19 protein-coding genes are annotated in these 19,510 nt (G+C 67.4%); 16 read left to right on the top strand and 3 right to left on the bottom strand.

All coding sequences use genetic code 11. The features are described 5' to 3' along the window. Positions 1–2: 2 nt before the first annotated feature. The 16 genes from ruvA (at position 3) to glmM (ending at position 16,009) form a co-directional block, all read left to right on the top strand. On the top strand, positions 3–620 hold the full coding sequence (gene ruvA, locus FHS55_RS14915) for a Holliday junction branch migration protein RuvA (protein ID WP_183190560.1): 618 nt from the start codon (positions 3–5) through the stop codon (positions 618–620). Continuing rightward, positions 617–1,051, top strand: coding sequence for a hypothetical protein (locus tag FHS55_RS14910; RefSeq protein ID WP_183190559.1), 435 nt, complete (start codon positions 617–619; stop codon positions 1,049–1,051). The genes ruvA and FHS55_RS14910 overlap by 4 nt, the downstream gene beginning before the upstream one ends. Continuing rightward, the gene (ruvB, locus tag FHS55_RS14905) at positions 1,048–2,082 is read left to right on the top strand and encodes a Holliday junction branch migration DNA helicase RuvB (protein ID WP_183190558.1); all 1,035 of its coding nucleotides are present in this window, start codon (positions 1,048–1,050) and stop codon (positions 2,080–2,082) included. The genes FHS55_RS14910 and ruvB overlap by 4 nt, the downstream gene beginning before the upstream one ends. A gap of 79 nt (positions 2,083–2,161) precedes the next feature. Continuing rightward, positions 2,162–2,797, top strand: coding sequence for a TetR/AcrR family transcriptional regulator (locus FHS55_RS14900; RefSeq protein ID WP_183190557.1), 636 nt, complete (start codon positions 2,162–2,164; stop codon positions 2,795–2,797). Between the two features lie 166 nt (positions 2,798–2,963). Continuing rightward, positions 2,964–3,395, top strand: a complete 432-nt coding sequence (locus FHS55_RS14895) for a DUF2852 domain-containing protein (RefSeq protein WP_183190556.1) — start codon at positions 2,964–2,966, stop codon at positions 3,393–3,395. 123 nt (positions 3,396–3,518) lie between these two features. Then, a complete protein-coding gene (gene ybgC / locus FHS55_RS14890) occupies positions 3,519–4,028 on the top strand; it encodes a tol-pal system-associated acyl-CoA thioesterase (RefSeq protein ID WP_183190555.1) in 510 nt (169 codons plus the stop codon). Positions 4,029–4,313: 285 nt separating this feature from the next. After that, the gene (tolQ, locus tag FHS55_RS14885) at positions 4,314–5,027 is read left to right on the top strand and encodes a protein TolQ (protein WP_183190554.1); all 714 of its coding nucleotides are present in this window, start codon (positions 4,314–4,316) and stop codon (positions 5,025–5,027) included. Positions 5,028–5,033: 6 nt separating this feature from the next. Then, positions 5,034–5,498, top strand: coding sequence for a protein TolR (gene tolR / locus FHS55_RS14880; RefSeq protein ID WP_183190553.1), 465 nt, complete (start codon positions 5,034–5,036; stop codon positions 5,496–5,498). A gap of 5 nt (positions 5,499–5,503) precedes the next feature. Further along, entirely contained in the window at positions 5,504–6,469 is a 966-nt protein-coding gene (locus FHS55_RS14875; RefSeq protein WP_183190552.1) for an energy transducer TonB, read from the top strand. A gap of 35 nt (positions 6,470–6,504) precedes the next feature. Beyond that, the gene (gene tolB, locus FHS55_RS14870) at positions 6,505–7,863 is read left to right on the top strand and encodes a Tol-Pal system beta propeller repeat protein TolB (protein WP_183190551.1); all 1,359 of its coding nucleotides are present in this window, start codon (positions 6,505–6,507) and stop codon (positions 7,861–7,863) included. Positions 7,864–8,029: 166 nt separating this feature from the next. After that, positions 8,030–8,515, top strand: coding sequence for a peptidoglycan-associated lipoprotein Pal (gene pal, locus FHS55_RS14865; RefSeq protein WP_370876810.1), 486 nt, complete (start codon positions 8,030–8,032; stop codon positions 8,513–8,515). A gap of 210 nt (positions 8,516–8,725) precedes the next feature. Continuing rightward, entirely contained in the window at positions 8,726–9,712 is a 987-nt protein-coding gene (gene ybgF / locus FHS55_RS23740; RefSeq protein ID WP_183190549.1) for a tol-pal system protein YbgF, read from the top strand. Further along, a complete protein-coding gene (tilS, locus tag FHS55_RS14855; RefSeq protein WP_343056161.1) occupies positions 9,699–10,718 on the top strand; it encodes a tRNA lysidine(34) synthetase TilS in 1,020 nt (339 codons plus the stop codon). The genes ybgF and tilS overlap by 14 nt, the downstream gene beginning before the upstream one ends. A 160-nt stretch (positions 10,719–10,878) precedes the next feature. Beyond that, entirely contained in the window at positions 10,879–12,798 is a 1,920-nt protein-coding gene (gene ftsH / locus FHS55_RS14850) for an ATP-dependent zinc metalloprotease FtsH (protein ID WP_183190547.1), read from the top strand. A 325-nt stretch (positions 12,799–13,123) separates the two neighbouring features. Beyond that, on the top strand, positions 13,124–14,521 hold the full coding sequence (locus FHS55_RS14845; RefSeq protein ID WP_183190546.1) for a nucleobase:cation symporter-2 family protein: 1,398 nt from the start codon (positions 13,124–13,126) through the stop codon (positions 14,519–14,521). Positions 14,522–14,665: 144 nt separating this feature from the next. Then, positions 14,666–16,009: a phosphoglucosamine mutase gene (glmM, locus tag FHS55_RS14840; RefSeq protein WP_183190545.1), complete on the top strand. Its 1,344-nt coding sequence runs from the start codon at positions 14,666–14,668 to the stop codon at positions 16,007–16,009. 129 nt (positions 16,010–16,138) lie between these two features. Here glmM and choV read toward each other — a convergent pair whose 3' ends face one another. From choV to FHS55_RS14825, 3 genes are all read right to left on the bottom strand, one after another. Beyond that, positions 16,139–17,332: a choline ABC transporter ATP-binding protein gene (choV, locus tag FHS55_RS14835; RefSeq protein WP_183190544.1), complete on the bottom strand. Its 1,194-nt coding sequence runs from the start codon at positions 17,330–17,332 to the stop codon at positions 16,139–16,141. A gap of 8 nt (positions 17,333–17,340) precedes the next feature. Next, positions 17,341–18,192: a choline ABC transporter permease subunit gene (gene choW, locus FHS55_RS14830; RefSeq protein ID WP_183190543.1), complete on the bottom strand. Its 852-nt coding sequence runs from the start codon at positions 18,190–18,192 to the stop codon at positions 17,341–17,343. Between the two features lie 315 nt (positions 18,193–18,507). After that, on the bottom strand, positions 18,508–19,467 hold the full coding sequence (locus FHS55_RS14825; protein ID WP_183190542.1) for a choline ABC transporter substrate-binding protein: 960 nt from the start codon (positions 19,465–19,467) through the stop codon (positions 18,508–18,510). Positions 19,468–19,510 lie beyond the last annotated feature (43 nt).

Here is a 19,510-nt window from a genome sequence, read left to right as displayed (position 1 = left end):
ACATGATCGGAAAACTCAGGGGCGTGGTGGACAGCTACGGCGAGGATCACGTCATCCTCGACGTGCAGGGCGTGGGTTATCTCGTGCACTGCTCGGGCCGCACGCTGCAGGCGCTGCCCGGCATTGGCGAGGCGGCGACGCTGTTCATCGAGACCTTCGTGCGCGAGGACATGATCCGCCTCTACGGCTTCGCCTCGCCGGCCGAGAAGAGCTGGTTCATGCTGCTTCTCAACGTGCAGGGCGTCGGCACCAAGGTGGCGCTCAACGTCTTGTCCATCCTCTCGCCGGGCGAGCTCGCCAATGCGGTGGCGGTGGGCGACAAGGCGATGGTGGCGCGGGCGAACGGAGTGGGGCCCAAGGTCGCCGCCCGCATCGTCATCGAGCTGAAGGACAAGGCGCCGGGCTTCGCCAGCGTCGATCCCATGGTGGCCGGGCTCGCCGGCTCGATCGAGGATCGCAGCGCCCCCGCGCCGGTGGCCGATGCGGTCTCGGCGCTGGTCAATCTCGGCTATGCGCAGCTGCAGGCGAGCGTTGCCGTGGCGGCCGCGCTGCGCGAGGCCGGGGAGGGGGCGGACACGGCCCGGCTGATCCGCCTCGGCCTGCGGGAGCTGGCGAAATGATGCTGCGCTTCATCACTGCGCGCGCTGGCCATGAAAGTCCGCCCTGGCCGTGGCCCGCGCGCGTGCCCGCCATCATCCTCGCCTATGGCGCGGCCATCCTCGCGGTGCTGGTGACCGAGCGGCTGATGCACAGCGCGACCTCGGCCTATTATGCGGCGATCGCGGTGGTGCCCGGCGGTATCGCGGCCGGGGTCGCCGCCTTCGCGCTGTCCTTCACGCCGCGGGCGCGGCTCACGGTGCTCGCCGCCGTGATCATCGTCGCGCTGCTGCCGCTTGCCGTCATCGCGCTGTCGATCGACTTCCACGAATACCGCGCCCTGTTCCAGCAGCGCGCGCTGCTGCTCGGCGCCATCTTCGCGGCGATCATCGCCTTCGTGACCGGCGTGCTGCTGGTGGGCGGGGTGTTCCCCTCGCGCGGGGCCGCGCGATGACGACGAAGCGCCTGGTCACTCCGGACAAGCGCGTGGACGATCCCACGGAAGCGTCGCTGCGGCCGCAGAATCTGGTCGAATTCGTCGGGCAGGAGCAGGCGCGCGCCAATCTGCGCGTGTTCATCCAGGCCGCGAAGGCGCGCGGCGAGGCGCTGGACCATGTGCTGTTCGTCGGCCCGCCGGGGCTGGGCAAGACCACGCTGGCGCAGATCGTGGCGCGCGAACTGGGTGTCGGCTTCCGCTCCACCTCCGGCCCGGTCATCGCCAAGGCGGGCGATCTGGCGGCGCTGCTGACCAATCTCGAAGAACGCGACGTGCTGTTCATCGACGAGATCCACCGCCTCAACCCGGCGGTGGAGGAGATCCTCTATCCCGCGATGGAGGATTACGAGCTGGACCTCATCATCGGCGAGGGGCCAGCGGCGCGCTCGGTGAAGATCCAGCTGTCCAAATTCACGCTGGTCGGCGCGACGACGCGCTCAGGCCTGCTGACCACGCCGCTGCGCGACCGTTTCGGCATCCCGATCCGGCTGAATTTCTACACGATCGACGAGCTGGAACTGGTGGTCACGCGCGGCGCCCGGGTGCTGGGCATTCCCATCTCCAAGGACGGCGCGCGCGAGATCGCGCGGCGCGCGCGCGGCACGCCGCGCATTGCCGGCCGCTTGCTGCGCCGGGTGCGCGACTTCGCCCTCGTGGCCGGCAAGGAGGTCATCGACCGCGCGGCGGCCGACCACGCGCTGTCGCATCTGGAGGTCGACAGTTCCGGCCTCGACCAGATGGACCGGCGCTACCTCACGGTGATCGCCATGAATTATGGCGGCGGGCCGGTGGGTGTGGAGACCATCGCCGCCGCGCTCTCCGAGCCGCGCGACGCGATCGAGGAGATCATAGAGCCCTATCTCGTGCAGCAGGGCTTCATCCAGCGCACCCCGCGCGGGCGCATGCTCACCGCCCACGCCTTCAAGCATCTCGGCCTCGCCGCACCGCCGAGCACCAGTCCGATGCCGCTGTTCGACGAGGGCGAGTAGCGCCGCCCGCTCTCCCCGGCGGGAGAGGTCTCGCGACATCGCTCGACGTTCCACCCCCCGTGATGTAAGCCCCTTTCACATGAGCTGGACCAAGAACGGCGGCGAATCCCGCGGCTATCATCACGGCAACCTCCGGGAAGCGCTGATGAAGGCGGCGCTCGAACTGATCGCGGAGAAGGGCACTGCCGGCGCCACCTTCGCCGAGGCGGCGCGCCGGGCCGGGGTGAGCCCGGCCGCGCCCTATCGCCATTTCCGCGACCGCGACGAACTCATCGCCGCCGTGGCGGCGGAGGGTTTCGAGCGCTTCACCAAGGCGCTGCAGGCGGGGTGGAACGAGGGCCGACCGACGCCGGTGGAAGCCTATGAACGCATGGGGCGGGCCTATCTCGATTTCGCGCGGGGCAATCCGGCGGAATATGTCGCCATGTTCGAGACCGGCCTGTCGACCGAGGCGCATCCCGCGCTCGACCAGGCCGGCCAGCGCGCCTTCGGCGTGCTGCGCGAGGCGGCGGAAGTGGTGGTCGCGTCCATGCCGGCGGCGGGACGGCCGCCCGCGCTGATGGTGGCGCTGCACACCTGGGCGCTGGCGCATGGCGTCGCCTCGCTGTTCGGCCGCTCCGACGGCTCCCGCCGCAAATTGCCCATGCCACCGGAAGACCTGCTTGAGGCCGCATTCCTGGTATATCTCCGGGGCCTCGGCGCGCCCGGCAACTGACCGGGAGCGGCCCGGCACGGGCGCCTCGTCCGGGTTTGCAGTCTCGGCTCGCGGCAAAGCCGGCCGGATCCGCCACAAAAGGATTTCAATGTAACGATCCTTGACAATCTGACCCAGCGTGCCTACCTATGTGAATGTGATTAACATTAACCCAGGAACGGATGCCATGGAGCTCGCTCAAAAGCTCGACAGTTACGGCAAGCCCGCCTGGATCGCGCTCACGGTCCTCGGCTTCATGGCCTGGTGGCCCCTGGGACTGGCGATCCTGGCTTTCTCGATAGGGAGTGGACGAATGTTTTGTGGCAAGCGTCGCGGCTTCGGCCGCTGGCAGGAAGAAGGCGCGGAAGCGGTGCGCAACGCCTTTGGCGGACGGTTCCGCGGGTTCCCCTCCAGCGGCAACCGCGCCTTCGACGAGTATCGCGAGGAGACGCTGCGCCGTCTCGAGGACGAGCAGCAGGAGTTCAAGGGCTTCCTTGATCGTCTGCGCCAGGCCAAGGACAAGGCTGAGTTCGACCAGTTCATGGCCGATCGCCGCAACCGTCCCGCGCCCTCGCCGGCGCCCGCTCCCGAGCAGCCGCAGGACTGGAAGCAGAACTGACCGGAAGCCGAACGCCTTGACCCGTGAGGGGGGCGATCCGCCCCCTGATCCAGCCTCCCTCCGATGGTCGACCCGGCCGCGTCCTTTGTTCACAAAGGGCGCGGTCTCGTTTATGAGGGCGCCATGAGCGAGCGCCCCGATCCCTTTACCCCTGAAGCCCTGAAGTCGGATCCCTATCTGCACCTTGCCGGCCGGCTGGTGCCGGGCGGGCATGTGCTGCCCGTGCGGGTCTATTACGAGGACACCGACTTCTCCGGCATCGTCTATCACGCCAATTACCTCAAGTTCATGGAGCGCGCGCGCTCGGACAACCTGCGCCTCATCGGCGTGGTGCAGGGCGACCTGTTCGGCGAGGCGCTGGCCGAGGCGCCCGGCTTTGCCTTCGTTGTGCGCTCGATGGAGCTGCAGTTCCTGCGCCCCGCCCGTATCGACGATGTGCTGGAAGTTCACACCAGCCCCAGCGAGGTGGCCGGCGCCTCGATCACGCTGACGCAGAAGGTGATGCGCCGCGACGAACTCCTGGTGGTGGGGCAGGTGAAGGTCGCCTTCGTCTCGCAGGGACGCGCGCGGCGTATTCCCGATGCGCTGCGAACGGCGATGAAGGCCGCGCTGGATCATCCGGGAAGGCCGTGAGTTTCTCACGGCTGTCGCAGGAGCGGCCTATCGCTGTTGCGTTGCGGCAACGCTAACCCGGCATTAACCCTATCGGTCGCTTAATCTGGCTGGCGCAAGCCCTTGTGCGCCCTAGTTTCGGCGGATTCGCCGTCGAACACGGGCTGAGGATTCAGCGGATGGAATCGGCATCTTGCCGGTTCGTTCCGCCGAAGGGGCGGTTCCGTCGAAGGGCGTTGCGCATCGTGCGTTCCGGCTGACCGTCCGGACGGTGGCCGGTCCTTGTTCTGAGGTTAAAGAGATCACATGAATCCTGCCGATGTGGCGCAAACGGCCATGGCAGCCCCCGCCGGCGACCTTTCGCTGATCGGGCTGTTCCTCCAGGCCAGCATCTTCGTGAAGATCATCATGGTCGGGCTCATCCTGGCCTCGGTCTGGGTGTGGGCGATCATCATCGACAAGACGATCCTGTTCCAGCGCATGAAGCGCCAGATGGACCGCTTCGAGGCGACCTTCTGGTCGGGGCAGAGCCTTGAGGAACTCTATCGCTCGCTGTCCTCCCGCCCGAACCACGCCATGGCGGCCATCTTCGTGGCGGCGATGCGCGAGTGGAAGCGCTCCTATGAGGGGGGCGCGCGCTCCTTCGCCGGCCTGACGCAGCGGCTGGACAAGGTGATGGACGTGACCATCGCCCGCGAGGTGGAGCGGCTGGAGAACCGGTTGCTGGTGCTGGCGACGGTGGGCTCGGCGGGTCCGTTCATCGGCCTGCTGGGCACGGTCATCGGCATCATGACCAGCTTCCAGTCGATCGCCGCGTCCAAGAACACCAGCCTCGCGGTTGTGGCGCCCGGTATCGCCGAAGCCCTTTTCGCGACAGCAATCGGCCTCTTCGCGGCCATCCCCGCGACGATTTTCTATAACAAGTTCATTTCCCAGGTGAACAGGCAGGCACTGAGGCTGGAAGGCTTCGCGGACGAGTTCTCGGCCATCCTGTCGCGGCAGATCGACGAGCGGGGCTGACGCGCGATGGGGATGTCCTCGGGAGGCGGTGGAGGCGGCGGGGCCGGACGGTCGTCGCGGCGCTCGCGTCGGCGCGGCGGTGCTGCCGTCATGGCGGAAATCAACGTCACGCCGATGGTCGACGTGATGCTGGTGCTGCTGATCATCTTCATGGTCGCGGCGCCCATGCTCACGGTCGGCGTGCCGCTCGACCTGCCGCAGACGCAGGCGCAGGCGGTGTCTCAGGATCACCAGCCGCTGGTGATCTCGATCAACAATCAGGGGCAGGTCTTCATTCAGGACACCGAAATCCAGTTCGACGAACTCGTGCCGAAGCTGCAGGCGATCGCCAAGGCCGGCTATGACGAGCGGATTTTCGTGCGCGGCGACAAGACGGTGGACTATGGTACCGTCATGAAGGTGATGGGCCGTCTGTCGGGTGCCGGGTTCAAGCGCGTCGCCCTCGTTTCCGAAGTCGAACAGGGGAACTGAGCGTCATGCGCGCGGGCCTCGTCTCGTCGGCTGTCCTTCACGCTGGAATCATCGGCTTCATGCTGGTGTCCTTCTCTTCGGCGCGCCCATTCGAGCCGATGCAGGAATCCATGCCGGTCGACATCATCTCCGATGCGGAGATGAGCCAGATGATGGCGGGGAAGAAGGATGCGCCGAAGGCCGAGGCGCCCAAGCCCGTGGTCGAGAAGGTCGCGCCGCCCAAGCCCGCGGAACAGCTCGACGCCAAGGTGGACGACGCCAAGCCGGAAGTGAAGGCCGCCAACGAGCCGGCGCCGCCGCCTCCGCCACCTCCGGCGGAAGCCAAGCCCGAGCCGAAGCCCCCGGCGGCCCAGGCGCAAGCCAAGCCCGAGCCGACGCCGCCATCGGCCGCCGAATCGCTCGCGTCCAAGCCGCCCGAGCCCAAGAAGGACGAGCCCAAGCCCGAGCAGCAGGCGCAGGCCAAGCCCGCCCCGGCGCCGCCGAAGAAGCCGAAGGACATTCCCCCGAAGGTGGTGCAGACGCCGCCGCAGGACCAGCAGCGCGAGTTCAAGCCGAACGAGATCGCGGCGCTGCTCGACAAGCGCACCGCGACGCGCCAGGCGGCGGTGGGCGACACCATCAACTCGACCGCCGCGCTCGGCGCGCGGGTCGGAACCGCCTCGACGCTCTCGCAGACCGAGATCGACGCCCTGCGCGCCCGGCTGATGCAGCTGTGGAGCCCGCCCGCCGGCGCCTCGAACCCCGAGGAACTGGTGGTCACGGTGCGCCTGCGGCTCAATCCGGACGGCACGCTCTCGGGTCCGCCGATGGTGCTGACGTCGGGCACGAGCCAGTTCTTCATGGCGGCGCGCGAGAGCGCGATGCGCGCCATTTTCCGCGGTCAGCCCTTCAACATGCTGTCCCCCGCGAAATACGACTCGTGGAAGGACATCGAGGTCACTTTCGATCCCCGCGAAATGGTACGGGGTTGATCCGGGGCCCGGCATTTGCTTTTGAGACATTCATCATGACAGAGCTTATCCGCCCCGGTTTCGGGGGTCTTCCCATCGGCCGTCGCGGTCTCATCACCGGAGCGGGCGCGCTTGCCGGCGTCGGGCTGCTGACGCGGCCGGCCGCGGCCGTGCTGAAGCTCGACGTGACGCAGGGCACCGTCCAGCCGCTGCCCATCGCCATTTCCGAATTCGTCGGTGGCGGCAGCCCGCAGGATATCGAGGCGGGCAAGGGCGTCTCGCAGATCATTTCCGCGGACCTGCGCCGGTCGGGCCTGTTCGCCCCGATCGACCCTGCGGCCTTCGTGGAGAAGATCACCAATCCGGACGCCTCGCCGCGCTTCCAGGACTGGCGCGTGATCAACGCGCAGGCGCTGGTGACGGGCCGCGTGACCCGCCAGGGCGATGGCCGCGTGAAGGCCGAGTTCCGCCTGTGGGACGTGTTCGCCGGCCAGCAGCTCATCGGCCAGCAATATTTCACCCAGCCGGAGAACTGGCGCCGGGTCGCCCACATCATCGCCGACGCCATTTATGAGCGCCTGACCGGCGAGAAGGGCTATTTCGACACCCGCATCGTCTTCGTGGATGAGTCCGGGCCGAAGGAGAAGCGCATCAAGCGCCTCGCGATCATGGACCAGGACGGCGCCAACGTGACCTATCTCACGCGCGGCGACGACCTCGTGCTGACGCCACGCTTCTCGCCGACGAGCCAGGAAATCACCTATATGAGCTACGGCAAGGGTGAGCCGCGCGTCTATCTGCTCAATATCGAGAATGGCCAGCGCGAGGTGGTCGGCAATTTCCCCAACATGAGTTTCTCGCCGCGCTTCGCGCCGGACGGGCAGCGGGTGATCCTGAGCCTGCAGCAGGGCTCGAATGCCAATATCTTCGTGATGGACCTGCGCTCGAAGGCGACGACGCGCCTCACCGATACGCCGGCCATCGACACCGCCCCTTGCTACTCGCCCGATGGCACGCAGATCTGCTTCGAGAGCGACCGGGGCGGCACCCAGCAGATCTACGTGATGAACCCCGACGGGTCGAACCAGCACCGCATTTCCTTCGGCCAGGGGCGCTATTCGACCCCGGTCTGGTCGCCGCGCGGCGACGTCATCGCCTTCACCAAGCAGACCGGCAGCGGCTTCGCCATCGGCATCATGCGTCCGGACGGGCAGGGCGAGCGCATCCTCACCGAGGGCTACCACAATGAAGGCCCGACCTTCGCGCCGAACGGCCGCGTGATCATGTTCTTCCGCGACCCCGGCGGCGCGGCGGGCCCCCAACTCTATACGGTGGACGTCACGGGCTATAACGAGCAGCGCGTGCCGACGCCGAGCTATGCCTCCGACCCCGCCTGGTCGCCGCTGCGTTCATGACGCGGTAGGGAACCGTTAACCATAAGAAACAGTTGATGTGTCGGCCGCGAAATCGACGCATTTGGTCAAGGTTCCGTAAAGCAAGACGGAACATTCATTAACGTGAAGCACGCTAGGTCGGGGCGGCCCGATCAGGGAATTTTGGGAGTCAGCGGTTATGATCCGTATGTTGCGCCAGCTGGGCGGAGCGCGCGTCGCCTTCATCGTCGGCCTCGCTATGCTCGCGGCCGCCTGCGCCAAGAATCCGATGGATGGCGCCGGTCAGGCGCTCGGTTCTGCCCCTCCCGGCAGCCCGCAGGAATTCATCGTCTCGGTCGGCGATCGCGTGTTCTTCGAAAGCGACCAGAGCGACCTGAGCTCGCAGGCCCAGGCCACGCTCGACAAGCAGGCGCAGTGGCTCAACCACTATGCCAAGTACACCTTCACCATCGAAGGCCATGCCGATGAGCGCGGCACCCGCGAATACAACATCGCGCTCGGCGCCCGGCGGGCCCAGAGCGTGCGCGACTATCTGGTCGGGCGCGGGGTGGATGCCAACCGCATGCGCACCATCTCCTACGGCAAGGAGCGCCCGGTGGCGGTCTGTAACGACATTTCCTGCTGGTCGCAGAACCGGCGCGCGGTCACGGTGCTGAACTCCACCGGCTCCTGACGGGGTCGTCGGCGCCGGGCGGCACGCCTCGCGATATCAAGGCCCGGACCGCCCGCGCGGACCGGGCCTTGTCGTTTTGGCGGCCCGGGCCGCGATGCGTGGCGGCCGGGGTCAAACTTTGGACGCGATCGGCCTCGTATGTTCGACTATACTGCACCGCCCGTTCCGGTGCGTTGCCTCGCCCGTCCCCATTCCCTTCGTTGTTCAGTGATGATGGTCCGTCTCTCGCGCTTTTCCGCCTCGCTCGTGCTCGCTGGTGCCCTGGCCTTGACGCTGGCGCCGCTGGAAAGCGCCCATGCGCAGGCCAATAACGATTTCTTCGGCAACCTGTTCAAGCCACCCGGTCAGGTGCGCTCGGGCAATACCGCCCCGCCGCCGGATACCGATGAGGGCGGATCTGCCACCACGCGGATCGACCGGCTGGAGAACCAGTTTCGGCTGCTGACCGGCCAGATCGAGCAGCTGCAATATCGTAACCAGCAACTCGAGCAGCAGGTGCGCTCGCTTCAGGGCGAGATCGACTTCCGCCTCGGCGGCACGGGTGGTGCTGCGGCTGCGGGCGGTGCGGCGCCCCGTGCCAATCCGCCGGTCGCGGGAGCCCCCGGCGGCGTCGCGCCGATCCTCGATCCGGCGCCCGCGCGACGCTCGGATGCGTTCGATCCCAACGCGCAGGCGGCTGCGCCGGGTGTGCCGCGCCCGCTTGGCACCACCACGCCCTCGGCACCGGTTGCCGGGCAGCCGGGCGCGCCGATGGATCTCGGCCAGCTCTCGGGAGCGGTGGCGGCGGGCGGAGCGCCCGTGGCGGCGCCGTCCAACAGCCCGAAGGACCTGTTCGACGTCGCCTATAATGCCGTGCTCCGGCAGGATTACGTGCAGGCCGGCCAGGGCTTCGACCAGTTCCTCAAGCTCTATCCCAATGACCGCGCCGCCCCCGATGCCTATTACTGGCTCGGCGAATCGCAGTTCCAGCGCAAATCCTACAAGGAGGCGGCACAGAGCTTCCTCAAGGTCTCGACCGACTATCCCAACGCGGTGAAGGCGCCGGACGCGCTGCTGCGGCTCGGCCAGTCGCTTGCCGCCATCGGCGAGAAGGATGCCGCCTGCGCCACGCTCAACGCGGTCGGCAACAAATATCCGCGCGCTTCCGCCACCATCAAGCAGGGGGTGGAGCGGGAGCAGAAGCGTGTCGGCTGCTGAGGCCGATCCCACGCAAGCTGACCCTGGCGGGATGTCGCCCGCCGCGCTGACCGTCCTGTTCGCGCCCTTTGCCATGCATGAACGGCTGCTGCTGGCGGTTTCCGGCGGGCCGGATTCCACCGCGCTGCTGCTGCTGGCGGCGCGCTGGCGTCGTCTTCTCGGCACCCCGACGGCGCTGTTCGTGGCCACTGTCGACCATGGACTGCGGCCGCAGGCGCGGGCCGAGGCGCAGGCGGTCGGAAGGCTCGCGCGCGCTCTCGGGCTGGATCATGCCGTGCTGGAGCTTCCCGCGCCGCTGCCGGCGACCCGCCTGCAGGAGGCGGCGCGCCATGCCCGCTACGACCTTCTGCTCGCCCATGCCCGCGCGATCGGCGCCAGCGCCATCGCCACCGCCCATACCCTCGACGACCAGGCCGAGACCGTGCTGTTCCGGCTCATGCGCGGCTCGGGGCTCAGTGGGCTCGCCGGCATTCCCATCGAGCGGGCGATGGGCGGGGTCCGCCTGATTCGTCCCCTGCTCGGCATCGACAAGGCCGGTCTGGTGGCGCTGTGCCGGCAGGCCGGCGTCGCCTTTGCCGACGATCCCTCGAACCACGATGCCCGATTCGCGCGCGCGCGGCTGCGCGCCTTGCTGCCGCTGCTGGCCCGGGAGGGGCTGAATGCCGAGCGATTCGCACGGCTTGCCGGCCGCATGGCGCGGGCCGAGGCGGCGCTGGAGGCGGCGACCGGGGAGGCCGCGGCCCGGTTGCTGCGCGACGATCCGCGGGAGATGGCGCGCGCCGGCTTTCACGATCTGCCGGACGAGATCGGCCTGCGCCTGCTGGGGCGGATGATCGAGCGGGCCGGGCAGGGGAACGTCGAACTTGCCAAGCTGGAGGCGCTGCATCTTTGGCTGAAGGAGCTTGGTTTGGCGCAGCGAGGGGCGCGTACGCTGGCCGGCGCGCTGGTGCGGGTGTCGGCAAGGAGTATCCGGGTAGGTCGCGCCCCGGCGCGGCGCACGGGCTGACGCACGTTTTATGGCGTAATCGCCTGTTCGGAGCCTGCGCCTTGTGCCCGCCATCTTGGCAAGCCTCAATGCGACACCTAAATTACTCTGCGACAAGGGAGGACCGCCGGCGACGGCGGAGCCCGCGCGTCGGCGATCGGCCGGCGCCGAAAGGAACGTGATGAACGCCAATATTCGCAACTTCGCCCTTTGGGTGATCATCGTTCTCCTGCTTCTGGCGCTTTTTTCGCTGTTCCAGAACCCGGCCCAGCGCCAGGCGGCGAACGACATCAGCTTCTCGCAGCTGCTCAACGAGGTCGATCAGGGCCGCGTGCGCGACGTGGTGATCCAGGGGCCGGAAATCAGCGGCACCTTCACCGACGGGCGCTCGTTCCAGACCTATTCGCCCAATGATCCCTCGCTGGTGCAGCGCCTCTATGGCAAGGGCGTCGCGATCACGGCCAAGCCGCTGACCGACAACGTGCCGTGGTTCGTCAGCCTGCTGATCTCTTGGCTGCCCTTCATCGCGCTGATCGGCGTGTGGATCTTCCTGTCGCGCCAGATGCAGGGCGCCGGCGGCAAGGCCATGGGCTTTGGCAAGAGCCGCGCCAAGCTGCTCACCGAGGCGCATGGGCGCGTCACCTTCGAGGATGTCGCCGGCATCGACGAAGCCAAGAGCGACCTTACCGAGATCGTGGAATTCCTGCGCGATCCGCAGAAGTTCCAGCGCCTCGGCGGCCGCATCCCGCGTGGCGTGCTCCTCGTCGGCCCCCCCGGCACCGGCAAGACGCTTCTGGCCCGCGCCATCGCCGGTGAGGCGAATGTGCCGTTCTTCACCATTTCGGGTTCGGACTTCGTGGAGATGTTCGTCGGCGTCGGCGCCAGCCGCGTGCGCGACATGTTCGAGCAGGCCAAGAAGAACGCGCCGTGCATCATCTTCATCGACGAAATCGACGCGGTCGGCCGTCATCGTGGCGCCGGTCTCGGCGGCGGCAATGACGAGCGCGAGCAGACCCTGAACCAGCTCCTCGTCGAGATGGACGGCTTCGAGGCGAATGAGGGCATCATCCTTATCGCCGCGACCAACCGCCCCGACGTGCTCGACCCCGCGCTGCTGCGTCCCGGCCGCTTCGACCGTCAGGTCATCGTGCCGAACCCGGACGTGGTCGGCCGCGAGCAGATCCTGAAGGTTCACGCCCGCAAGATCCCGGTCGCGCCGGACGTCAACCTCAAGGTCATCGCCCGCGGCACGCCCGGCTTCTCCGGCGCGGATCTCGCCAACCTGTGCAACGAAGCCGCCCTCATGGCCGCTCGGCGCAACAAGCGCATGGTGACGATGAGCGATTTCGAGGATGCCAAGGACAAGGTGATGATGGGTGCGGAGCGCCGCTCGCTCGTCATGACCGAGGACGAGAAGGCGCTGACCGCCTATCACGAAGGCGGCCATGCCATCGTCGCGCTCAAGGTTCCGGCGACGGACCCCGTGCACAAGGCCACCATCATTCCGCGCGGCCGCGCGCTCGGCATGGTGATGCAGTTGCCCGAGCGGGACAAGCTGAGCATGTCCTACGAGCAGATGACCTCGCGCCTCGCCATCATGATGGGCGGGCGCGTGGCGGAAGAACTGATCTTCGGTGCGGAAAAGGTGACATCCGGCGCCGCTTCCGACATTGAGCAGGCCACCCGCCTTGCCCGCATGATGGTCACGCGCTGGGGCTTCTCGGACAAGCTCGGCAATGTCGCCTATGGCGAGAACAATGACGAGGTGTTCCTCGGCATGTCGATGCAGCGCCAGCAGAATGTTTCCGAGGCGACGGCGCAGACCATCGACAGTGAAGTGCGACGTCTGGTGGATGAGGGCTATGCGGAAGCCAAGCGCATCCTGACCGAGAACAAGGACCAGCTCGAGGCGCTCGCGCGCGGCTTGCTGGAATACGAGACCCTGTCCGGCGACGAGATCATCGGTCTTCTCGATGGCAACGCCCCGGTGCGCGACACCACGATCGAGCCCGCCCATACGCGCGGCTCGGTGGTGCCCAGCGCGGGCAAGAATCGCCCGCCGCGTCCCGATGCCGGCATGGAGCCGCAGCCGCAGGCCTGACGCGGACACGGTTCACGACACGACATCAAAGCCCCGGCCTCGCGCCGGGGCTTTTTTCATGTGGGGTGCAAAAGCGCGTCCGGTGCCTCCAGGCTGCCGGCCCTCCGGCAGCCGGCCCTCTGGCGGCCGTGCCCTCCACCGCGTCCGCCATGGGCGGCCTTGCTTTCAGGTGGCACGGCGCCCGGCAATGTCCGCGCGATGACGGCGCCGTCTGGCGATACCAATGACGGATAGCGGGGGTGCGCCCGCATGGCACGATCATTGTATCCTTTCCGCTGCGTGAATAGTGCGCAATCGCCGGGCTGACAGCGGAAGGGGATCAAGCATGGCAGGCAAGGTACATCCAGTCGACGCCGTGCTGCCGTGGCCGCGGCTGGCTACGCTCGGGCTGCAGCATGTGCTGGTCATGTATGCCGGTGCGGTCGCAGTGCCGCTCATCATCGGGCGCGCGCTGAAGCTGCCGCCGGAGGATGTCGCCTTTCTGATCAGCGCCGACCTGTTCGCCTGCGGAATCGCCACGCTGATCCAGAGCCTCGGCTTTCCCGGAATGGGCATCCGCCTGCCGGTCATGATGGGCGTGACCTTCGCCTCGGTGGGGCCGATGCTGGCCATGGCGGGCGATCCCTCGATCGGCCTGCTCGGGATTTATGGCTCGGTGATCGCGGCCGGCGTGTTCGGCATCCTCATCGCGCCCTTCGTCTCGCGGCTGCTGCCGCTGTTCCCGCCGGTCGTCACCGGCACCATCATCCTGGTCATCGGCATCTCGCTGATGCGGGTCGGCATCAACTGGGCCGGCGGCGGGTTGCCGATGCTGACGCGCGTGGTGGACGGCGTGCCGGGTTCCTTTCCCAATCCCGGCTACGGGCAGCTGCAGGGGCTCGGCATCGCGCTGTTCGTGCTGCTCGTCATCCTCGCGCTGACCAAGTGGGGGGAGGGCTTCCTCGCCAATGTCGCTGTACTGCTCGGCATTGTCGCCGGCTGCGCGCTGGCGAGCGTGCTGGGCATCATGCATTTCGAGAACGTGGCGGCGGCGGCATGGTTTGCGCCGGTGCTGCCGTTCCATTTCGGCGTGCCGAGCTTCCACCTCGTGCCGATCCTCACCATGTGCCTGGTCATGGTGGTGGTGATGATCGAATCGCTCGGCATGTTCCTCGCGCTTGCCGACATGACCGGCCGCAAGCTCGACCGCGCGGCGCTGACGGCGGGGCTGCGGGCGGACGGCGTCGGCACGCTGATCGGCGGCATCTTCAACACGTTTCCCTACACCTCCTTCTCGCAGAATGTCGGGCTGGTCGGCGTCACCGGGGTGCGCTCGCGCTTCGTGACGGCGGCGGGCGGCGTCATCATGCTGGCGCTGGGGCTGCTGCCGAAAATGGCGGCCATCGTCGAGGCGGTGCCGCAAGTCGTTCTCGGCGGGGCGGGGCTGGTCATGTTCGGCATGGTCGCGGCCACGGGCGCGCGCATTCTCACCAATGTCGACTTCCGCACCAACCGGTTCAATCTCTATGTCGTGGCGGTGTCGGTTGGCTTCGGCATGATCCCGCTTGTGTCGCCGCATTTCTTCAAGAACCTGCCGCACGAGCTGCAGCCCTTGCTGGAATCGGGCATCCTGCTCGCCGCGCTGGTGGCGGTGGGGCTGAATGCTTTCTTCAACGGCTTGCGCAGCGGCGCGGAAGTGGAGCGCGCGGCCGCGAGCGCGGCGGCGGCCGTGGAACACGGCTGAGTCCGCCCGTAAGGTGCGCTTACACTTTGTGAAGCGTCCCGCAATAGCCTCAATGCTAAGGAATTCAACGTAAAGAGGCTGACTATCTGGCCTCGCCCGAAATTTCGTCCGGCGGCAGGCCCCGCCGGAGCATTGAGGCACAGAATGGCGCGCAGGTTCTTCGGCACGGACGGCATTCGCGGCCGGGCCAACGGCATCATCACACCCGAACTGGCGCTGCGTGTCGGCATGGCCACCGGCCTGGTGTTCCATCGCGGCGAGCACCGCCATCGCGTGGTGATCGGCAAGGACACCCGGCTGTCCGGCTACATGATCGAGAACGCGCTGGTGGCCGGCTTCACCGCGGTGGGGATGGATGTGCTGCTGCTCGGCCCGATGCCCACCCCGGCGGTGGCCATGCTCACCCACTCCATGCGCGCTGATGTCGGGGTGATGATCTCCGCCTCGCACAATCCGTTCGACGATAACGGCATCAAGCTGTTCGGGCCGGATGGCTACAAGCTGTCCGACGCCATCGAGGGCCAGATCGAGGATCTGCTCACCGGCGACATGTCGGCCCGCCTCGCGCCGCCGGCGCAGATGGGTCGGGCCAAGCGGCTGGAAAGCGTGCACGCGCGCTATATCGAGTTCGCCAAGCGCACGCTGCCCCGCAACCAGTCCTTCGAGGGCATCCGCGTGGTGGTGGACAGTGCCAATGGCGCGGCCTATCGCGTGGCGCCGGAAGCTTTGTGGGAACTGGGCTGCGAGGTGATTTCCATCGGCGACAAGCCGGATGGCTTCAACATCAACCGCGAAGTCGGCTCCACCGCGCCCGAGGCGCTGGCGGCGAAGGTGCGCGAAGTCCGCGCCGATCTCGGCATCGCGCTCGATGGCGACGCCGACCGCGTGCTGATCGTCGACGAGAAGGGGCATCTGGTGGATGGCGACCAGCTCATGGCCGTGGTGGCCGAGAGCTTCAAGGAGGACGGGCGGCTCACCCGGCCCGGGATCGTCGCCACCGTGATGTCCAATCTCGGGCTGGAGCGGCACCTCAACGGGCTCGGGCTCTCGCTGGAGCGCACCCCGGTGGGCGACCGCTACGTGCTGGAGCATATGCGCGCCAACGGCTTCAATGTCGGCGGCGAGCAATCCGGCCATATCATCCTGTCCGATTATTCCACGACGGGGGACGGGCTGGTCGCCGCGCTGCAGGTGCTCGCCATGGTGCAGCGGCGCCAGCGCCCGGTGTCGGAAGTGTGCCACCGCTTCGACCCGCTGCCGCAGATCCTCAAGAATGTGCGCTACAAGAACGGGCACCCGCTGGAAAATGACGGCGTGATCAAGGCTATCGCCGCCGCCGAATTGCGCATCAACAGCCATGGCCGGCTGCTCATCCGCCCCTCCGGCACCGAGCCGGTGATCCGCGTGATGGGCGAGGGCGACGACCGCGACCTGGTCGAATCCGTGGTGAACGACATTGTCGATGCGGTGGGCAAGGCCGCGGCGTAACGCTTCGCTCCCTCTCCCTTAGGGAGAGCGGGCCGGCGACGCAGATCGGCGAGGGGCTGCGCCGCTCCCCGGTCTCTCAGGCCCGCCCTCTCATGCGACCCTCTCCCACACGGGGAGAGGGTTTCGGGGTCATCCGTCCAGCCGGCGCAGCAGGCCGCGATAGATCTCGTCATCGTCGCACAGGCCAGCGAGGCAGCCGAGATTGTCGACCAGCAGGATCGGCAGGTCGGTGTGGCGCTTCAGCTCGATGGCGGCCCGCAGCTTGAGGTCGACGGGGGCGACGATGCAGTCGGCCTCGAAGGCCAGCCGGTCGTCGATCCGCCCGGCCTCGCCATCGGCGGTGGCGAGACGCCCGACGCGGCCGTCGAGATCGAGCGCGATCGGGCGCCCCTGCGCATCGACCGTCACCTTCACCCGGCCGCTCTTGTCGAGCACCACCTGGTCGCCCTGGCGCGGCAGGCTGGCCGCCGGGCGCATCACCGCCGTGCCGCGCAGCACGTTGAGCGGGTTCATGTGCTTCACGAACTCGGCGACATAAGCATTGGCCGGGCGCAGCAATATGTCTTCCGCCGTGCCGGCCTGCACGATGCGACCGCCTTCCATGATGGCGATCTTGTTGCCGAGCTTCAGCGCCTCGTCGAGGTCGTGACTGACGAAGACGATGGTCTTGTGAATGCGCCGCTGCAGATCGAGCAACTCGTCCTGCAGCTTGTCGCGGATCAGCGGGTCGAGCGCGGAGAACGGCTCGTCCATCAGGAGGATGTCGGCATCGGTGGCGAAGGCGCGGGCGAGGCCCACGCGCTGCTGCATGCCGCCGGAAAGCTCGTTGGTGTATTTCTCGGCCCAGTTGGTGAGGCCGACCATGGCGAGCTTCTCGTCGACGATGCGGCGGCGCTCGGCGGCGGGCGTGCCGCGCAGTTCCAGCCCGAAGCCGACATTGTCGCGCACCGTGCGCCAGGGCAGCAGGCCGAATTGCTGGAACACCATGGAGACGGTGTTCATGCGGATGTCGCGCAGCGTGGCCTCGTCGCAGCGGGCGACATCGATCATCGCCCCCTTGTGCTCCACCAGCACCGCGCCGCGCGCCACCTCGTTCAGCCGGTTGATGGCGCGCAGGATGGTGGACTTGCCCGAGCCCGACAGGCCCATCAGCACGCAGATCTCGCCGCGCTCGATGGAAAGGCTCACCCCGGCGGCGCCCAGCACGGCGCCGGTGGCCTTGAGGATTTCATCGCGCGTGCGGCCTTCGTCGATCAGCCGGAGCGCGCCCTTCTGGTCGGCGCCGAAGACGATGTCGATATTGCGGAATTCGACGGCGGACATGATGCACCTCACCCCTTGCGCGAGCGGCGTTCGGGCCGCTTGCAGACGCGGTCGAGCACGATGGCGAGCACCACGATGGCGAGGCCCGCCTCGAAGCCCATGGCGATGTTCACCGAGTTCAGCGCGCGCACCACCGGCTTGCCGAGCCCGTCAGCCCCCACCAGCGCGGCGATGACCACCATGGAAAGGCTGAGCATGATGCACTGGGTGATGCCGGCCATGATGGTCGGCAGCGCATGCGGCAGCTCCACCTTGAACAGCAGCTGCGTCTTGGTCGCGCCGAAGGCCTTGCCCGCCTCATAGAGCGCCGGCGGCACCGAGGAGATGCCCAGATGCGTGAGGCGGATCGGCGCGGGAATGGAGAAGATCACCGTGGAGATCAACCCTGGCACGGCGCCGAGGCCGAACAGTACCAGCGTCGGGATGAGATAGACGAAGGTGGGAATGGTCTGCATCAGGTCCAGGATCGGCCGGATGCCGGTATAGAGCCAGGGCCGGTGCGCGGCGGCGATGCCGATCGGCACGCCGACCACGACGCAGACGAAGGTGGCGCAGAAGACGAGGGAGAGCGTCTCCATCGTCGCCTGCCAGTAGCCAAGATTGGTGACCAGCAGCAGCGCGCCGAGGATGAACACCACCAGCCCGACCGAGCGGTGCACCAGCCAGGCGACCAGCGCGAAAATCGCGATGAGCAGCAGCGGCGGCACCCAGAGCAGCGCGGCGGTGAATCCGCCGATCAACCCGCCGAGAACCAGCGAGATGAAGTCGAACACGCTCTGCCCGTGGGTGGTCAACAGGTCGACGAAATCCCTCAGCCAGATGCCGAGTGGGATCTTGTGCTCGGTCAGCCAGTCATACATGGCGCGCTCCCGGCGGGCGGAGGGGTGTGAGGGCGGGTGGGGGGCGATTGTTCACGCCGGAGGTCAGTGCCGCTTGAACATTTCCGTCATGGCGGGACGTCGAAGATCAGGCCTCGGGCGGCACCGGCAGTGTCGCCGCTAGCCGAGGGAGAGCGTCGCTGGACCCGCTTGTTGGCTCTTCGCCGATCGCGGTGAGCTCCTGCGCGCGCCATTCCGGGGGCGTGGATCGCCCGGCTTGGCGCGGGATGATCGCACGGGCGCATCGCCCGGCTCCGCCCGCCACCTCGCGGGTCGGGCGGAGCCGGGGTGCGGTGCTCAGATCTTGAGCGCGGCCTTCACGGCCGGCACGGCCGGCTTGCCGTCGATCGTGGTCACGCCGGCGAGCCAGGGTTCCCACACCGAGGGATTGGCCTTCAGCCACGTGGTCGCCGCCTTCGGGCCTTCCATCGCGTCGAGCAGGATGTAGCCCATCACCACATTCTCGGTATCGAGCGAGAATTTCAGGTTCTTGAGGAAGGTACCGACATTGGGGCACTCGGCGGCATAGCCGGCGCGGGTGTTGGTATAGATGGTGGCGCCGCCATAGTTCGGGCCGAACACGTCGTCGCCGCCCGTCAGGTAGCTCATCTTGAACTTGGAGTTCATCGGGTGGGGCTCCCAGCCGAGGAAGACGATGGCTTCCTTGCGCTTGGAGGCGCGTTCCACCTGCGCCAGCATGCCCTGCTCGGAGGATTCGACGAGATCGAAGCCCTTCAGGCCGAACTTGTCGTCCTTGATCATGTCGAGGATCAGCCGGTTGCCGTCATTGCCCGGCTCGATACCGTAGATCTTGCCGCCCAGCTTTTCCTTGAACTTGGCGATGTCGGCGAATGACTTGAGGCCCTCGTCATAGAGATAGGTCGGAACCGCGAGCGTGTACTTGGCGCCTTCGAGGTTCACGCCGATCACTTCGACGCTCTTGTCGTCGCGATAGGGCTTCAGGTCGGCTTCCATGGTCGGCATCCAGTTGCCGAGGAAGACGTCGATGTCCTTGGTCTGCATCGACTTGTAGGTCACGGGTACCGCGAGTACCTGCGTCTTGGTCGTGTAGCCCAGCGACTCGAGGATGGTGGAGGCGAGCGCGGTGGTGGCGGTGATGTCGGTCCAGCCGACATCGGCGAAGCGCACCGTCTTGCAGGCGGCGGGCTCGGCGGCCTGCGCCACATCGCGCAGGGCAGGGGTGAAGCCGAGCACCAGCCCGAGGGCGGCCGCGGCCAGAGTGTTGAACGTGCGCATAGATGGCTGTTCCCGTTGCATCCTGCCTGGATCATGGAACCGG

The sequence above is a fragment of the Ancylobacter tetraedralis genome (assembly GCF_014195655.1).
Classification (GTDB): domain Bacteria; phylum Pseudomonadota; class Alphaproteobacteria; order Rhizobiales; family Xanthobacteraceae; genus Ancylobacter; species Ancylobacter tetraedralis.
The sequence above is the reverse complement of the archived record's forward strand: the minus strand, read 5'-3'. Positions and strand labels throughout refer to the sequence as shown.

Excerpts from the sequence above, each read along its gene's own strand:
- ruvB (WP_183190558.1), top strand. The coding sequence starts at position 1,048 with ATGACGACGAAGCGCCTGGTCACTCCGGACAAGCGCGTGGACGATCCC.
- FHS55_RS14900 (WP_183190557.1), top strand. The coding sequence starts at position 2,162 with ATGAGCTGGACCAAGAACGGCGGCGAATCCCGCGGCTATCATCACGGC.
- FHS55_RS14825 (WP_183190542.1), bottom strand. The coding sequence starts at position 19,467 with ATGCGCACGTTCAACACTCTGGCCGCGGCCGCCCTCGGGCTGGTGCTC.
- FHS55_RS14910 (WP_183190559.1), top strand. The coding sequence starts at position 617 with ATGATGCTGCGCTTCATCACTGCGCGCGCTGGCCATGAAAGTCCGCCC.
- FHS55_RS14895 (WP_183190556.1), top strand. The coding sequence starts at position 2,964 with ATGGAGCTCGCTCAAAAGCTCGACAGTTACGGCAAGCCCGCCTGGATC.
- glmM (WP_183190545.1), top strand. The coding sequence starts at position 14,666 with ATGGCGCGCAGGTTCTTCGGCACGGACGGCATTCGCGGCCGGGCCAAC.
- FHS55_RS14875 (WP_183190552.1), top strand. The coding sequence starts at position 5,504 with ATGCGCGCGGGCCTCGTCTCGTCGGCTGTCCTTCACGCTGGAATCATC.
- ybgC (WP_183190555.1), top strand. The coding sequence starts at position 3,519 with ATGAGCGAGCGCCCCGATCCCTTTACCCCTGAAGCCCTGAAGTCGGAT.
- tolB (WP_183190551.1), top strand. The coding sequence starts at position 6,505 with ATGACAGAGCTTATCCGCCCCGGTTTCGGGGGTCTTCCCATCGGCCGT.
- tolR (WP_183190553.1), top strand. The coding sequence starts at position 5,034 with ATGGGGATGTCCTCGGGAGGCGGTGGAGGCGGCGGGGCCGGACGGTCG.
- choW (WP_183190543.1), bottom strand. The coding sequence starts at position 18,192 with ATGTATGACTGGCTGACCGAGCACAAGATCCCACTCGGCATCTGGCTG.
- pal (WP_370876810.1), top strand. The coding sequence starts at position 8,030 with ATGTTGCGCCAGCTGGGCGGAGCGCGCGTCGCCTTCATCGTCGGCCTC.
- FHS55_RS14845 (WP_183190546.1), top strand. The coding sequence starts at position 13,124 with ATGGCAGGCAAGGTACATCCAGTCGACGCCGTGCTGCCGTGGCCGCGG.
- tolQ (WP_183190554.1), top strand. The coding sequence starts at position 4,314 with ATGAATCCTGCCGATGTGGCGCAAACGGCCATGGCAGCCCCCGCCGGC.
- ybgF (WP_183190549.1), top strand. The coding sequence starts at position 8,726 with ATGATGGTCCGTCTCTCGCGCTTTTCCGCCTCGCTCGTGCTCGCTGGT.
- ftsH (WP_183190547.1), top strand. The coding sequence starts at position 10,879 with ATGAACGCCAATATTCGCAACTTCGCCCTTTGGGTGATCATCGTTCTC.
- ruvA (WP_183190560.1), top strand. The coding sequence starts at position 3 with ATGATCGGAAAACTCAGGGGCGTGGTGGACAGCTACGGCGAGGATCAC.
- choV (WP_183190544.1), bottom strand. The coding sequence starts at position 17,332 with ATGTCCGCCGTCGAATTCCGCAATATCGACATCGTCTTCGGCGCCGAC.